General features: G+C 71.9%; 14 protein-coding genes. 5 read left to right on the forward strand and 9 right to left on the reverse strand.

Annotated elements, in window-relative coordinates; genetic code table 11:
- Positions 1-66: 66 nt before the first annotated feature.
- Entirely contained in the window at positions 67-639 is a 573-nt protein-coding gene (locus ACFC02_RS17380; RefSeq protein ID WP_376357395.1) for a hypothetical protein, read from the forward strand.
- On the opposite strand, the gene ACFC02_RS17385 is transcribed toward ACFC02_RS17380, so the two are convergent.
- Positions 640-882: a DUF397 domain-containing protein gene (locus ACFC02_RS17385; protein ID WP_376357397.1), complete on the reverse strand. Its 243-nt coding sequence runs from the start codon at positions 880-882 to the stop codon at positions 640-642.
- Positions 879-1,691 (reverse strand): helix-turn-helix domain-containing protein, encoded by an 813-nt coding sequence (locus tag ACFC02_RS17390; RefSeq protein WP_376357467.1) that lies wholly within the window; start codon positions 1,689-1,691, stop codon positions 879-881. The genes ACFC02_RS17385 and ACFC02_RS17390 overlap by 4 nt, the downstream gene beginning before the upstream one ends.
- Before the next feature lie 114 nt (positions 1,692-1,805).
- Between ACFC02_RS17390 and ACFC02_RS17395 the strand changes: the two genes are divergently transcribed.
- Both ACFC02_RS17395 and ACFC02_RS17400 read left to right on the forward strand, forming a co-directional pair.
- A complete protein-coding gene (locus ACFC02_RS17395) occupies positions 1,806-2,231 on the forward strand; it encodes an ATP-binding protein (RefSeq protein WP_376357399.1) in 426 nt (141 codons plus the stop codon).
- Positions 2,232-2,299: 68 nt separating this feature from the next.
- Entirely contained in the window at positions 2,300-3,421 is a 1,122-nt protein-coding gene (locus ACFC02_RS17400; RefSeq protein ID WP_376357401.1) for an ADP-ribosylglycohydrolase family protein, read from the forward strand.
- 9 nt (positions 3,422-3,430) lie between these two features.
- Here the strand turns inward: ACFC02_RS17400 and ACFC02_RS17405 are convergent, their stop codons facing one another.
- The 4 genes from ACFC02_RS17405 to ACFC02_RS17420 all read right to left on the reverse strand — a co-directional run bounded on the left by ACFC02_RS17405 (position 3,431) and on the right by ACFC02_RS17420 (position 7,706).
- Positions 3,431-5,014, reverse strand: coding sequence for a sodium:solute symporter family protein (locus tag ACFC02_RS17405; protein ID WP_376357403.1), 1,584 nt, complete (start codon positions 5,012-5,014; stop codon positions 3,431-3,433).
- Positions 5,015-5,396: 382 nt separating this feature from the next.
- The gene (locus tag ACFC02_RS17410) at positions 5,397-5,588 is read right to left on the reverse strand and encodes a DUF397 domain-containing protein (RefSeq protein ID WP_360966995.1); all 192 of its coding nucleotides are present in this window, start codon (positions 5,586-5,588) and stop codon (positions 5,397-5,399) included.
- 214 nt (positions 5,589-5,802) lie between these two features.
- Positions 5,803-6,660 (reverse strand): helix-turn-helix domain-containing protein, encoded by an 858-nt coding sequence (locus tag ACFC02_RS17415; protein ID WP_376357405.1) that lies wholly within the window; start codon positions 6,658-6,660, stop codon positions 5,803-5,805.
- 278 nt (positions 6,661-6,938) lie between these two features.
- Positions 6,939-7,706 (reverse strand): GPP34 family phosphoprotein, encoded by a 768-nt coding sequence (locus tag ACFC02_RS17420; protein WP_376357407.1) that lies wholly within the window; start codon positions 7,704-7,706, stop codon positions 6,939-6,941.
- A gap of 469 nt (positions 7,707-8,175) precedes the next feature.
- Here ACFC02_RS17420 and ACFC02_RS17425 point away from each other — a divergent pair, with 469 nt between their 5' ends.
- Together ACFC02_RS17425 and ACFC02_RS17430 are read left to right on the forward strand one after the other, a co-directional pair.
- The gene (locus ACFC02_RS17425) at positions 8,176-10,473 is read left to right on the forward strand and encodes a D-alanyl-D-alanine carboxypeptidase (RefSeq protein ID WP_376357409.1); all 2,298 of its coding nucleotides are present in this window, start codon (positions 8,176-8,178) and stop codon (positions 10,471-10,473) included.
- Between the two features lie 172 nt (positions 10,474-10,645).
- Positions 10,646-12,571 (forward strand): MFS transporter, encoded by a 1,926-nt coding sequence (locus tag ACFC02_RS17430; RefSeq protein ID WP_376357411.1) that lies wholly within the window; start codon positions 10,646-10,648, stop codon positions 12,569-12,571.
- A gap of 54 nt (positions 12,572-12,625) precedes the next feature.
- Here ACFC02_RS17430 and ACFC02_RS17435 read toward each other — a convergent pair whose 3' ends face one another.
- Genes ACFC02_RS17435 through ACFC02_RS17445 form a run of 3 tightly spaced genes read right to left on the reverse strand, consistent with a single transcriptional unit; the run spans position 12,626 to position 15,136 of the window.
- Entirely contained in the window at positions 12,626-13,516 is an 891-nt protein-coding gene (locus tag ACFC02_RS17435) for a MerR family transcriptional regulator (RefSeq protein WP_376357413.1), read from the reverse strand.
- A 55-nt stretch (positions 13,517-13,571) separates the two neighbouring features.
- Entirely contained in the window at positions 13,572-14,105 is a 534-nt protein-coding gene (locus ACFC02_RS17440; protein ID WP_376357415.1) for a glutathione peroxidase, read from the reverse strand.
- Entirely contained in the window at positions 14,102-15,136 is a 1,035-nt protein-coding gene (locus ACFC02_RS17445) for an ArsR/SmtB family transcription factor (protein ID WP_376357417.1), read from the reverse strand. Before ACFC02_RS17445 ends, ACFC02_RS17440 begins: the two co-directional genes overlap by 4 nt.
- Positions 15,137-15,181 lie beyond the last annotated feature (45 nt).

The raw sequence follows: 15,181 nt of genomic DNA on the forward strand, positions 1-15,181 counted from the left end.
CCCACAGTACGATGAGCCGACGGTTCCCGGGGCCGAACAGCTGAGTAGCCGAGGAGATGCGTGCCCATGCCTGCCCGAATACCTTCGTGGGCCTGGGTCAGCGGCCTGACCGTCGCGGCGGTCGTCGCGGTCGGGGTGCTGGCGGCCCAGGCGGACCAGGGTGAGCACCCCGTCGCCGCGTCCGCCCGCCCGAGCCCGTCGGCCTCGGCGGGCAAGCACCCCGCGGCAGGTTCCCCCAAGCACACGGCACCGCCCGCGCCCCCGGCCGACTCCGGCACGGGCCGCCGCGTCGTCTACTCCCTCGGCCAGAAACGCGTCTGGCTCATGGACGAGCGCGGCATGCCGTCCCGCACCTTCCCCGTCTGGCCCGGCACGGTCAGCCCCGACCCGGGCGCGTACGCGATCTCCCAGCGCGTCGCCGACCCGACGAAGGGCTCGGACGGGGTGCAGATCGAGCACATCATGTACTTCGCGGGCAAGTCGGGCGTCTTCGTCGCCTTCAGCAACGCCGTCGACGGCTCCTCGCCGCCGCCGGTCGCCGAGGGCATCAAGACGGGCGGCGTCCGCACCGGCAAGCAGGACGGCGCGGCCCTGTGGGCGTTCGCGGAGAAGGGGACGCGGGTGGTGGTCGTCGACTAGCTAGCGCCGCGCCGCGAAGCCCAGGAACTCCGCCCAGGCGCTCCCGGCGAACGCCAGCCGGCCGCCGTCCCTGGCCTTGGAGTCACGGACGTGGACGGTGGCCTCGGCGGCTATGGCCACCTCTACGCAGTCGGGGCCCTCGTTGCTGCTGTAGCTGCTCTTGAACCATTCCAGGGCTACTTCGATGCAGTCGGGGCCGTCGTTGCCGCTGTAGCTGCTCTTGAACCAGTTCAGGGCAGTCATGTCAGGTCTCCCAGTCGTTTCTCGATGAAGGCCAGCGACTCGTCGGGTGAGAGGGCCTGCGCCCGGATCATTCCATAGCGCATCTCCAGGATTTGGACGTCCCGCGGGTCGCTGATCACACGGTCGTACAACTGCCCCTCTGAGTGACCCAGTGTTTTGCCGTCCCGGAGCTTCAGTACCCGCAACGAACCCATCATGCCCGCGTGATCCTCCCGATCCGTCGGCATCACCTGGATCGACACGTGCCTCAACTTGCTGATCTCAAGCAGGTGTTCGAGCTGGCGACGCAACACCATTCTGCCCCCGATGGGCCGCAGCAGGGTCACCTCTTCCTGGACGAAGGTGATCAGCGGCCGGGGTACGCGCTCGAAGACGGCCTTCCGGGCCATGCGTGCCGCGACGAGCCGTTCGACCTCGTCCTCCGTGTACGCGGGCCGCCGCATCGCGTACAGCGCCTGGGCGTACTCGGGGGACTGGAGCAGTCCGTGGACGTGGAGGCCGGCGTACGCCCCCAACTCCACCGCGTCCTCCTCCAGCTTCTTCAGGTCCCGTACCTTCTTCGGGTACCGCGCCTCCTCCACGTCCTTCTTCATCGCGGAGAGCTTGCCGCCCGCGCCGAGTGCCTGGTCGGCGTTGTCGAGGAAGTCGGGCTTGGGGACGCGCCGCCCGCGTTCCACCGACGAGACCATCTCCTCGCCGTAGCCGATGGCGGCGCCGAGTTCCGCCTGCTTGAGCCCGGCGGTCTCGCGCCACATCTTGATCTGCCGGCCGACCGTCCTGAGTACGGCCTCGGCCTCCTCGTCCTCCATGGTCTTCCCCTCCTGGCGTACGAGCCGTACGACCCCGGTGAGCGTCCGGACGGTCACTGCGCGTACCGGGCCCGTGGCTGTTCAGCGTAGGGTCGAGCGGCCACGCTGGGTGACATGAGTCAGGAACTGCTCCCCGGGGTCACTCCCGCCACGGACCATTTCGTCGTGCAGCTGTCCGCCACTCGAAGAGGTGCGCGACTGGCCCGGCTGCTGGCCGAGCGGCAACTCGACGACTGGGGACAGCCGTTCGAGGCTGCCGTGCAGGTCGTGGCGGAGCTGGCGTCGAACGCGGTGTTCCACGGGCGGGTCGCGGGCCGCGACTTCCGGCTGACGCTGCGGCGGTACTCCGGCGGCATGCTGCGGATCGAGGTGACCGACGCGCGGGGTGACCGGTTCCCGCAGGTCGCGGAGGCGTCGGGGGAAGCGGAGGCGGAGTCCGGGCGGGGTCTGCGGATCGTCGCGGCGTACGCGGACCGCTGGGGTGTGGAGGAAGCGCCGGCTCGCGCGAAGACGGTGTGGGCCGAACTCGACCGACCCTGAACACAGGGTTCCCCTTCGACTACAGTGCCGAACGTCGTACGTACGGACGGTGCCGTGAGGAGGTCTGGGTGGGTACGACGTCCGGGGCCGTCTGGGGGCGTGCCGAGCAGCAGGACTTCCGGGGCCGGGTGCGCGGCACGCTGCTCGGGGGCGCGCTGGGTGACGCGCTCGGGGCGCCGGTGGACGGGCTGGGGCTCGGGGAGATCCGGGAGGCGCACGGGCCCGAGGGCGTCGCGGACCTCGTTCCGGCGCACGGGCGGCGCGGGGCCGTCACGCACCTCACCCAGCTCACCTTGTTCTCCGTGGACGGGCTGATCCGGGCGCAGGTGCGTCGGGACGCCGGGGCCTGGCACCCGCCGACCGACGTGCACCGGGCGTACCTGCGGTGGGCGGCGACCCAGCGGGACTGGGGGCCCGACGAGCGGCGCGAGGACGACGGGTGGCTGGCCCGTGAGGAGTGGCTGTACACGCGGCGGGAGCCGACGCGGGCGCTGCTCGGCGGCTTCGGGGACGAGACGATGGGGACGCTCCAGGCGCCGAAGAACCCCGGCGAGGCGGGGGCGGAGGCCGCCGCGCGGTCCGCGCCGTTCGGGCTGCTGGTCGGGTGGGAGCCGCAGCTGGTCGTGCAGCTCGCCGTGGAGTGCGCCGCGCAGAGCCACGGGCACCCCTCGGCCTGGCTCGCGGCAGGCGCGTACGCCGCGATCGTGCACGCGCTCACCCGCGGTGACGGGCTCGACGCCGCCGTGCAGAAGGCGCTGGCGCTGCTGGCTGTACGCCCCGGCCACGAGCCGGTGTCGGACGCGTTGCAGCACGCGCTGGGCGCGGTGCGCCAGGGGCTGCCGGGCCCCGCGCGGGTGGAGGAACTGGCCGGTGAGGGCACCGCGCAGGGACTGCTGGCCGTGGCGGTGTACTGCGCGCTCGTCGGCGAGGACGTACGGCACGGGCTGTGCCTGGCGGTGAACCAGAGCGGCCCCTCGGGCGCGGCCGGGGCCCTCACCGGCGGCCTGCTCGGGGCCCTGCACGGCGAGACGTCCCTCCCGCCGGCCTGGCTGGCCGAGCTGGAGGGACGTCCCACCCTTCTGGTCCTGGCGGACGACTTCGCGATGGAGATGACCCAGGGCGCCGCGCTGCACGGACCCGCCGGGTCGGCTCCGGGCTGGCTCGCCCGGTATCCGCGGGGTACCGCCTAGAGGGGCCGGTCAGGACGGCCGCGGGCCGATCACGTCGTCGCCCGCGCCCGCCGGGGCCGGTACCGCGGCGGCCCCCGCCGCACCGCCGGGCCCGTCCCCGTCGGTGTTGACCCGTTCGATGACCGCGAGCCGCTCGGGGGTGTCCTCCGGCCGGACGTAGCCGACGACGATGTACAGGACCAGGGAGACCGCGAGCGGGATCGACACCTGGTACTGGAGCGGTACGCCGCCGTCGACGTTCCAGTTGATCGGGTAGTTCACCAGCCAGAAGGCCAGCAGACCCAGGCCCCAGCTGGTCAGCGCGGCCGTGGGGCCGGAGCGGCGGAAGGGGCGGAGCAGGCCGAGCATCATCGGGATCGCGATCGGCCCCATGAGCCCGGCGACCCACTTGATGACGACCGTGATGATGTCCTTGAACGCGGGGGAGTTGACCTGCGTGGCCACCGCCATGGACAGGCCGAGGAAGACGACGGTCGTCACCCGGGCGGCGACCAGGCCGCTGCGCGCGCCCCACCCCCGTGCCCGCCGCGACAGCACGGGCGCCACGTCCCGGGTGAAGACGGCGGCGATGGCGTTGGCGTCGGAGGAGCACATGGCCATCGTGTGGGAGAAGAAGCCGACGATGACCAGGCCCAGCAGCCCGTGCGGCAGGAGCTGTTCGGTCATCAGGGCGTAGGAGTCGGAGCCGTCGGGCTTGCTCGCGTGGACCAGCAGCGGCGACATCCACATGGGGAAGAAGAGGACGACCGGCCAGACGAGCCACAGGACCGCCGACAGCCGCGCCGAGCGTTCGGCCTGGCGGGCGCTGCCCGTGGCCATGTAGCGCTGGGCCTGGTTGAGCATGCCGCCGTTGTACTCGAAGAGCTTGATGAAGAGGAAGGCCAGCAGGAACACCGTGCCGTACGGGCCGATGAGCGGCTTGCCGTGGCCGTGCAGGGCGGGCTCGTCCCAGGCGCCGAGGAAGCCGATGCCCTTGTCGTTCAGCTTCAGGACGACGGCCACGAACATCGACACGCCCGCCAGCAACTGGATGACGAACTGCCCCAGTTCGGTGAGCGCGTCCGCCCACAGGCCGCCGATCGTGCAGTAGACCGCGGTGATCGCGCCGGTGATGAGGATGCCCTGGTTCAGGCTCATCCCGGTGAAGACGGAGAGCAGGGTCGCGATCGCCGCCCACTTGGCGCCGACGTCCACGATCTTCAGCAGCATCCCGGACCAGGCGAGGGCCTGCTGGGTGGAGAGGTTGTAGCGGTTCTTCAGGTACTCCAGCGGTGAGGCCACGTGCAGGCGGGAGCGCAGCCGGTTGATGCGCGGCGCGAACAGCTTCGATCCGATGGCGATGCCCAGCGCGATGGGGAACGACCAGGTGACGAAGGAGGTGACGCCGTAGGTGTAGGAGATGCCCGCGTACCCGGTGAACAGCACCGCGCTGTAGCCCGACATGTGGTGCGAGATGCCGGACAGCCACCAGGGCATCTTGCCGCCGGCGGTGAAGAAGTCACTGACGTCGCCCACCCGCTTGTGCGACCAGACGCCGATCGCGACCATCACTCCGAAGTAGCCGATGAGCACGGCCCAGTCGAGACCGTTCATGTGCCCCCTCCCAGGGTCCGCCTTGTGAACTCCGCTCAGCTGGTTGGCACTTCGCCTGAGCGGGGTAGGGGCGAGGAAGGCCGCGAAGTGCCCGCTCATCGTGGGATCGGTTACGCGGGCACGACAAGAAAGCGGAAGGTCAAGAGCGGGTAAAGACATCCGTGCTACTGACCTTGGTTCATCTACATGAACGCCTGGGGATGTGAAAGAGACACGGGACGAAGCGGGGAGGGGGTGCGGAAAAGGGCACGAAAAAGCCCCCTCGGCAAGGACGGCGAACTGGCCGGGGGGCTTTTCGTGCGGCGCTCGCGGTGCCGCTCGCGCCTGCTGTGCTCTTCAGTTGTCTGTCACGACGCGTGAGGGAGGCCGGAAGGGGCCTCCCTCACGCCCTGACCGATGCCACGAACGAGTTCCACGCGTCGGCGGGGAAGCCGAGCACCGGGCCCTCGGGGACCTTGGAGTCCCGGACCGCCATGGCCGCGACGACCGGTGACTTGACCTCGACGCACGCGCCGTTGCCCGTGGAGTACGAGGACTTGGTCCACGTCTCCGTGGCGCCCTGACGAATTGCCATTTCTGCTCCGGATTGCGAGTGAGGGGTTGAGTTGCTGTCACCGCACGACGCGTTCGGGGAACCCACAGCGCGGTTTGGGCCAACGGTGTTGCTCGATGGCGTGATCGACGCTACTCGCCGGCCCCGACAGGTGAAGTGATCGTTCACTCGACCGGATGGCATATTCCAACGGCTCTTCCGTAAAAGGGCGTTGGCGGTGTACTGTGCGCCGTCCTCAGCGCGCGTAGTCCTTCGCGGCCTTCTCGATGAACTCGCGCGACTGCTCCACGTTCAGCGCCTGCGCCCTCAGGTGCTCGTACATCACGCTGTACTTCTGCACGTCGTTGGCCTTCTCCAGGTACAGGTCGCTGGTGACGCCCTCGATGTAGACGACGCTGGAGTCGGCCGTGTCCGGGAACTCCAGGATGGCGTACTGTCCGTTCAGCCCGGGGTGCGCGCCCATCTCGAACGGGATCACCTGGACCGTCACGTGCGGCAGTTGAGACTGCTCGACCAGGTGCTCCAGCTGCTCCCGCATCAGTGAGCGGTTGCCGACGACCCGGCGCAGCGCGGCCTCGTCGAGTACCGTCCACAGGCGCAACGGGTTCTCGACGGCGGAGATTCGTTCCTGCCGCCGCATCCGCACCTGGACGCGCTTCTCGATGTCCGCGGGCGCCGTCTCGGGCAGCGCCCCGGCGATCAGCGCCTCCGCGTACTGCCGGGTCTGGAGCAGGCCGGGGACGACCTGGGGGTCGTACACCCGCAGGCTCGCCGCATCGGTCTCCAGGCCGATGTAGACGCTGTACGGGATGTCGCCGAAGGAGTGCCACCAGCCCTGCTGGCGCGAGTCCTTGGCCATCTGCATCAGCGAATCGACGACCCGGTGGTCCGCCACCTCGTAGACCCCGCACAGGTCGCGGACGTCGCGCTGGCTGATGCTGCGCCGGCCGTTCTCCAGGCGGCTGATCTTCGACTGCGACACCAGCAGCCGCTCCGCCACCTCCTCGGCCGTCATGCCCTTGAGCTCGCGGAGCCTGCGCAGCTCCTGGCCCAGCCGGCGCCGCCTGACGGTGGGATTGACATTGGACGCCACGGGACGTGCACCTCCGGCTGCATGCCTCTACTTTGCGTATCTGCTGCTGAGCAGACTGCCACCAAGGTGCTTCTCGGCGCTGGGAAACGCCGGATATGCGCCGCCTGCGCGCCGGTTCGGGGCCGTGGTGAACGGCCGGGCGGGGCGGAGGGACCCGGTGATCCCTCCACCCCGCCCGGACCAGCGGCTCCCGAACCGGGTCCGGGGACTGCGGTGCGGCGCTCAGGTCGGTCGTTCCGCCACTTCGTGTCGCGTGACGTTTCTGCTGCCGCGGCGGCTCAGTGCGCCACCGCACGGGCCATGGAACCGACGCCGCCGCGCTGCGGCTGCATCGGAACGCCGTGGGCCGGTTCCGGCGCGGGCCTGCCGCCTGCCGTGGCCTGCCGCCCGCCGGCCGAGGCCGGACCGCGGCGTGGCTGGGCCCCCACGCCGTTCTGCACGTCCATCACGGCGTGCGCCACGAGACCGCCCATCGGGTCGTGGCGGATCAGGTCCCGCAGCCGGGAACGCGACGAGCGTCCCTCGTTGCCCGGATACAGGTGCTTGCCGAGACCGACCGCGTGGGCCAGTGCGGCGAGCGCCGCGGTCCGCGGGTCCGGCGGGACGCCGGTGCGGATCGCGGAATCGAGCCGGGACCGGATCTCCCGGCTGATCGCGTTGTCCGTGGCCTGATAGCGAGTCGTCGGCAGTACCCCGCACATCTGGCCGGCCACGGCGTGCACCATGCCGCACCGTTCCAGGTGCGAGAGATAGGTCTGGCGGAGCCCGAGACGGGGCCCGCCGATCCAGTGGACGGCCCGTACCGGAGCGCCGCGCCTTCGCAGCAACTCCAACGCGCAGTCCAGAGTCGGATCTCCTGTCGGCCGTGGTACCACCACGGCGATACGATCCCCGTCTGGGGCTATCCGTCCGGCCAGCGCCAGCTCCACTAGCTGTGCTCCGGCCAGACCCAGGTCGAGCGACTGCGGCTGTGCAGTGGTACCCGTGGTCGGGTCCAGCGCCAGCAGCAGAAGCTCCTCCGGAAGTGTTCTGCGGCTCCTGCCCATCCATGCCTCCCCGCGTGGATGAATGACAGGGTGACCCCTCTCACATTGGTCTGTCGAGGGTGCGTGACCGGTTCGTAGTGGAACCAGTAGGTATGTCGTTCTCGTCTTCCGCTTTGGGTTTGGCCCGCGCACAGGACACTGGTACATGGTTCGGACAGTGGTACGACCGAGTGGTACAGGCGGTGGTACGGCCACTGGTCCGGCCGGACGGTACGGCTGTCGTGCGGGCGGCGGTTCACGGTTCGTAGCGGCACGCGGGGCGTGCGGCACAGAGGAGGCATCGGTGGCGGGCGAGTCCCCCGACAGGTCGAAGCAGCGCGAGTCGTCGGCAGAACCGACGTCGGGGAGCGCGGGTCCGGTTCCCGGGGCCAGGAGCGAGGCACGCGATGCCCGCGATCCTCGCCTCACGGTGGCGGGGGAGTCCGGGGATTCCGGTACGTCGTCCGGTACGCCGGAGAGCCGGGGTGGCGTGGACACGGCCACGCGGGTGCTCTCGGTGCGGGGCGTGGTGACGGAGTCCGACGAGCCGGGGAAGTCCCGGGGCGGGGACGACGGCGGGGCCGAGGACGAGAGCGGGAGCGAGGGCAAGGGCGAGGGAAACGGCTCGAAGCCGGCCGAGAAGGCCGAGGAGAGCGCGGGCGCCGGTACGGCGGACTCCGGCGCGGAGGACGGCGCGGAGGGCGCGGGCGAAGGCGAGAAGGCGGCCGCAGGCGAGCGCACCGCCACCTCGGGTGACACACGCCTGCGGGCGGCAGTGGCCGCGTGGGTGGACGCCAAGGACGCCGAGGACGCCGAGGACGCCGACGAGGGCGTGGAGGCGGCCGAGGCGGCGGGCGACGCCGAACCCGAGGGCGAGACCGGCAAGGACAACCTGGACGACCAGGACGGCGAGGACGGCAAGCGCTCCGAGCCCCAAGCGGACGGCGAAGACGCGAAGGCGTCCGAGGCCGAGGATCCCGAGGCGCCCGAGGCCAAGCCCGACGGCGGGTCGAAGCCGGAGTCCGAGCCGGAGACCGAGGCACCCGGGTCCAAGACCCCGGCCGGGCCCCCCGTCGACCAGCCCACCGCCGTCTTCAAGACGCCCAGGCCCGCCGTCGACCAGCCCACCACCATGCTGAAGCTGGGCGGCGCACCGAAGAGCGGGACGAAGAGCGGGACGAAGAGCGACGCGAAGGCCGAGACGAAGGGCGCCGCGAAGGCCGAGACGAAGGGCGACGCGAAGAGCGGCGCGAAGGACGGAGCGAAGGGCGACGCCAAGTCCGCCCCGAAGCCCGCGCCCGGGTCCCGCGCGGCCGAGTCCGAGGCCGAGCGCACCAGCAAGTTCGTCGCGCTCAAGCCCCTCGACGACGCCCCGAAGGCGGCGCCCACCGCGCCCACCGCGCCCACCGCGCAGGCGGCGCCCACCGCGCCCGCGGTGACACCCACCCCCACCGCCCGCAACCACCGGCCCGGCTTCGAACCCACCACCCAGCAGCCGCTGCCCCCCAAGCCCCCGCTGGACCTGCTGGCGGAGCTGACGAACACGCCGCCGCCGCCTCAGACCCCGCTGCGCACCACCGTGCGCCGGGTGAAGATCTGGACCCCGCTGGTCCTGCTGCTCGTGGTGGTCTTCGCGGTCGTACAGGCGCTGCGCCCGCTGCCCTCGCCCACCCTCGCTCTCACCGCGAAGGACACCTTCACCTTCGACGGCACCAGGCTGACCCTGCCGTGGCCGAACGAGGGCCAGGGCTGGATGGACGTCGACGGCGTCGGCACGATGGACCACTTCGGCGAGCAGAAGCCGGTGGCCATCGGGTCGGTGGCCAAGACCATGACGGCGTACATCATCCTGCGCGACCACCCGCTGAAGGTGGGCCAGGAGGGGCCGAAGATCACGATCGACCCGCAGGCGGAGAAGGAGGGCGGCTACGACAAGACCGGTGACGAGTCCACCCTCAACACGGTCAAGGCCGGCCAGACCCTCACCGAGAAGCAGGCGCTGTCCGCCGTCATGATCCCGTCCGCGAACAACATCGCGCGGCTGCTCGCGCGCTGGGACGCGGGTTCCGAGGCGGCGTTCGTCAAGAAGATGAACGCCACCGCCAAGGAACTGGGGATGGCCAACACGACGTACACCGACCCCTCCGGCCTGACGAAGACCACCGTCTCCACCGCCGAGGACCAGGTGAAGCTCGGCGACCAGGTCGTGAAGAACCCGGCGCTGGTGGCCATCACCAGCGCGGCCAGCTGGACGGACCCCTCCGGCAAGAACTGGCCGAACTACAACGAGCTGCCGTACCGGATGGGCGCCATCGGCATCAAGACCGGCAGCACCACCGCGGCCGGCGGCAACCTGCTCTTCGCCGCCCGCAAGAAGGTGGGCGGCCAGACGGTCACCGTCGTCGGCGCGATCCTGGGGCAGCGCAAGAGCCCCATCCTGACGACCGTCAACAACGTCAGCAAGACCGCCCTCCAGGCCGCCAAGGAGGCGCTGGCCTCGGCGAAGATCCTCAAGAAGGGCGACGTCGTCGGGTACGTGGACGACCAGCTCGGGGGTCACACCCCGGTCGTGGTCACCGAGGACGTCACCGCGGTCGGCTGGGCCGGTTCCAAGGTGAAGGTGTCCTTCGCCCCGGTCCAGGTGCCGCACTCGGCGAAGGCCGGTGCCAAGGTCGGCACGCTCACCGTCGGCGACGGCGGCGCGGGCGGCGTGGTCAGGGTCCCGGTCGCCCTGCAGAAGGACCTCGGCGAGCCCGGCTTCACGGACAAGCTGACCCGCCTCGGCTGACGGGGCCCCGGCACCCCGGGTGCCGGGAGATCCGCGGGCCTTGGCGCACCCCGTTGGGGAGCCCCACCCGGGCGCTCCCCGGCGGGGTGCGTGCTAGCGTCACGAATCGGGCACGTCACCGGTCGTGGGACGAGGCCGCGAACAGAGGACGGGACACGGGGAGTGCCTTCAGGTGGCCACTGCGGAGCCGACACGCGCCGACGACGCCGATCCGGGCCCGGGAGCCGGCCCGCGAATAGGTTCGCGCGCGACCGACACGGAACGTGATTCCCTGGCCGCGCGCGGTGATGACGCCGCCCCCGGGTGCTCAGCGGGCCGCTCCGGGGACGACGCGGCCGTCCCCGCTTCCCGGTGGCCGCGCGGGCGGGCCGCCGTCATGGCGCTGCGGGAGCGGATGCTCCAGCACCCCGTCCTCTCGATCACCGGCCTGGCCGGTGTGCTGCACATCGTCTGGTTCTTCACCTTCGCCAACAGCGGCGGTGACCTCGCCGCGCAGGACGCGTGGGCCGAGTTCGTCGGCCGGCACCCGGACTCGGCGTACAACCTCGCCTGGTACGGCGGCATGCACGCCGTCTCGTACAGCATGGTGTCGCCGTACCTGATGTCCGTGCTCGGCGTCCGGACCACCATGATGATCGCGGGCACGGTGTCCGCGGGCCTGCTCACCCTGATCCTCATCCGCAGCCGCGCGGTGAGGAACCCCCTGTGGGCGGCGCTGGCCGGCGTGTTCGGGCTGCTGTGCAACGCGATATCGGGCCGGGTGACGTTCGGCCTGGGCACGATGTTCGCGCTCGGCGCGGTCGCCGCCGTCTTCTGCTGGCCGCACCGCTGGCGCCACAAACGCTGGGCGAAGGCACTGGTCGCGGCCCCGCTGGCCGCGCTCGCCACCATGGGCTCGCCCGTGGCGGGTCTGTTCGTGGGCCTGGTCGCGGTCGCCCTGTTCCTCCAGAAGCGCCGCCCCGGCGCCTGGGCCCTCGGCGTGGCGCCGAGCGTGGTGGTGGCCGTCTCCGCGCTGCTGTTCCCCTTCTCCGGCACCCAGCCCATGGGCTTCGGCTCGGCGTCCCTGCCGCTGCTGTACGCCGTCCTGGCCGCCGTTCTCGTCCCCCGGCAGTGGAAGACGGTCCGGATCACCGCCTGGGTGTACGCGCTGGCGGTGGTCGGGGTCTGGGTGATCAGCTCCCAGATCGGCTCCAACATCACCCGGCTGGCGATGCTGTTCGCGGGGACGGTGCTGGTGGCGGCGCTGCCGTTCACGGTGCCGCGCTCGCGCAGGTGGTACGCGGCCGTACTGGCCCTGGTCGGCTTCGGCGTCTGGATCGGCGTCAAGACGGTGGACGACATCGTGCACACCGCGCCCGCCGCCTCCTGGTCGCGCGAGCTGGCACCGCTGGTGCACCAGTTGCAGAAGGCCGGCGCGGCGAAGGGCCGGGTCGAGGTGGTCCCGGCCAGCTCGCACCGCGAGGCGTCCGCGCTGGCGCCCTACGTCAACCTCGCCCGCGGCTGGAACCGCCAGGCCGACATGGAGCGCAACCCGCTCTTCTACGACGACACCCTCAACTCGGCCAACTACCACGAGTGGCTCCAGCGCTGGGCGGTCCACTACGTGGTGCTGCCCAAGGGCGAACCGGACGGCGACGGCGGGCAGCGCGAGCGGGCGCTGGTGCAGCGCGGCATGCCGTACCTCAGCCAGGTGTGGGGCGACGCCAACTGGCAGCTGTTCAAGGTCACCGACCCCACGCCGCTGGCCGAGCCGAACGCGGTCGTCGACCGTGCTGAGCAGGGCGAGCTGACCATCGAGGTGCGCAAGCCGGGCCGCGTGCTGATCCGCATCCCGTACTCGCCCTGGCTGAGCCTCGTCGACGACCACGGCAAGAGCCTCAAGGCGCCCCAGGAGACCGAGGCGTCAAAGCACCGGCTCAAGGGCACGCCGAAGACGTTCGACAACGTCAACGGGTGCCTGGCGGAGACACCGCAGGACGCCAAGGGCGACAAGTGGACGATGCTGCTCGCGCCGGAGACGGGCACGTACCGGCTCGCGGCGCCCTACCGGCTGCCGCGCGGCACCCCGTGCCCGGACGAGCTGAAGCCGGCGAAGTGAGGAGCGGGCCGCGGAGCCGGCACCGGCGCCCGGCCCCCCTCACCTCGTCTCACCTCACTCGACGGGAAAGGCCACGTCGCACACGGGGTCCTGCGGCCCCGCCGCGTCCCAGTCGGCGAAGTACACCTCGCGGCACGGCCCGGCCTGCGTGAGCCCCCGCGCGGCGATCCACTGCTCCACCGCCTCGAAGGCGGCCATGATCTGCGGATGGGCCACCTGCGCCTTGGTGATCCGGGTGTACGCCAGCCGCCGGGCGGGCTCCACGCGCACCGCCGTCTGCCAGGACCGCCCCCCGGCCGCCGCCCAGGCGCGCGCGGCCCGCTCGTCGGCGACCGGCACGCAGGACTCCGCGGGACCGTCGCTCTCCATGGACACCTCGGCGTGGTAGACGACGTACGGCGCCGCCGTGACACCCCCGCACGTCCGCGCCGCGTCCTCCAGCCGGGTCAGCGACGCCCCGATCCACGCGGGCAGCTCGCCCGCCAGCGTGTGCCGGGTCTCGGTGATCACCACCCGCCCGGGCACGTCGACCGTCTCGACCACGAACTTCCCGTACATATCGGAACTCCTCCCCGACAGCCGTCCACGGAGGTATTCGGCGAGGGTCCGCTGCCCGGCCACGCGGCTCTCGACGCCGGCCCAGTACGCGGCGAGCCGGCCGGCCGCCTCGGCGCCGTCCACCTCCACCGCCGCGACCACCTCCGCCACCCGCGCCAGCGGCATGTCCAGCTGGCGCAGCAGTGCCACGAGCCGGGCCCGCTCGGTCTGCGAGGCGCGGTAGTAGCGGTAGCCGCTGGCCTCGTCGACGTGCGCGGGCGCCAGCAGCCCGAGGCGGTCGTAGAGCCGCAGCGCCTTCGCCGACAGCCGGGACCGCGCCGCGAACGCGCCGATGGTGAGCAGTTCTGCGTCCCCGTCGTTCCCGTCCACCCTGCCATCCTCCGTCACCGGGCGGTCTGTTCCGCCCGGTGACGGGAGACTCGGCCCTGCCCCAGGGGCAAGGTCAAACGGCGCGGCCGAGCTGGGTCTCGACGGCCGCGACCAGTTCGGGCGCGTCCGGCTCGGTCTGCGGCGAGAACCGGGCGACGACCGTGCCGTCCCGCCCGACGAGGAACTTCTCGAAGTTCCAGCGGATGTCACCGCTGTGCCCGCCGGCGTCGGCGAAGCCCGCCAGACGCTCGTAGAGCGGATGCCGGCCCTCCCCGTTGACCTCGACCTTCTCGGTCATGGGGAAGGTGACGCCGTACGTCGCCGAGCAGAACTCGGCGATCTCCCCCGCGCTGCCCGGCTCCTGCCCCATGAACTGGTTGCAGGGCACGCCGAGCACGGTGAAGCCCTGGCCGGCGTAGCGCTCGTGGAGCTTCTCGAGTCCGGCGTACTGCGGGGTGAGCCCGCACTTGGACGCCACGTTCACGATGAGTACGGCCTGCCCCGCGTACTGCCCGAGGTCCGCGGAGCCGCCCTGGAGGGCGCCGATCTCCACACCGAGGGGAGAGCCCTGGGGGACGGCGCCGCCGTTGCTGTGTTCAGTGGTCATGCCGGGATGCTAGGCCCTGTCACCGGCTTCCCCTCCGTCCCGGTGCCCGAGGCGGCCGCGACGAGGACCTGGCCCGCGCCCGTGCGGGAGTACAGCACCGACCGCCCGGCCCGGCGCCGCTCCACCAGCCCCGCGTCCAGCAGCACCCGCAGGTGCCGGCCGACGGACCCCAGCGCCTGCCCGGTCACGGCGGTCAGCTGGGTGGTGCTCAGCGGCGAGTCGAGCAGGGCGAGCACCTGCGCCCGGGACCCGCCCAGCAGCGCCCCGAGCGCGGCGGGGACGGTGGAGCGCCGCCGCCCGTCGGCACCGGCGGCCAGGACACCCGCGCACGGGTAGACGACGGCGTACCGGCGCTCGGACTCGTCCCACGCCACCCAGCCGCGCTGCGGTGTCACCGGCACGAACAGGAGCTGGGCGCCGGAGATCTCACGCGGCGGGTACTCGTGCAGGTTGACCTGGAACCGGTTCTCGCCGAGCCAGCGCGTCCCCGGCCGCAGGGCGTCCAGCACGGCCGCCCAGCCGCCCCGGCCCATCTGCGCGGTCCGCGCCACGACGTCCGCCTCCAGGACGCGCCGCCGCCGGTCCCAGGAGGTCCGTACGGTCTGCGTCCAGACGTACTCCAGCAGTGCGGCCGCGCGCTCGGGCAGGTCGTCCCGCTCCAGTTCCGCCGGGACGGCTCCCGCGAGCGAGGTCCGCAGGTGCGCGCGGGCGGCGGCCGGGTCGGCGGCCCGCACCCGCGCGACCCCCTCGGCGAAGGACTCCCCGTCGCGGGGCGTGGGCGTGAGGAAGTCGGCGATCCACTCCCGGCCGAGCCCGGCCCGTACGAGCAGCGCGGTGACCGGGTCCAGGGCCAGCCGCGCACGGTAGGCGGGCAGGTGGGCGCGGAGCCAGGCCCGCTCGCCGGGGTGCCCGCCGCCGTACCCGCCCGCCCCCTTGTGCAGCAGGATCAGGCTCGCGAAGGTCTCGGCGAGCGGCGAGAGCACGAACCGGCTCCCGGCGAGCGTGTCCGCGTTGACCTGCCACCAGCCCATGTCCGTCCCTGCCCGCCCGTCGTTTCGCGTCGGCGCGAAACAATA

The sequence above is a fragment of the Streptomyces sp. NPDC056160 genome, from assembly GCF_042268205.1.
In the GTDB taxonomy this organism is placed as follows: domain Bacteria; phylum Actinomycetota; class Actinomycetes; order Streptomycetales; family Streptomycetaceae; genus Streptomyces.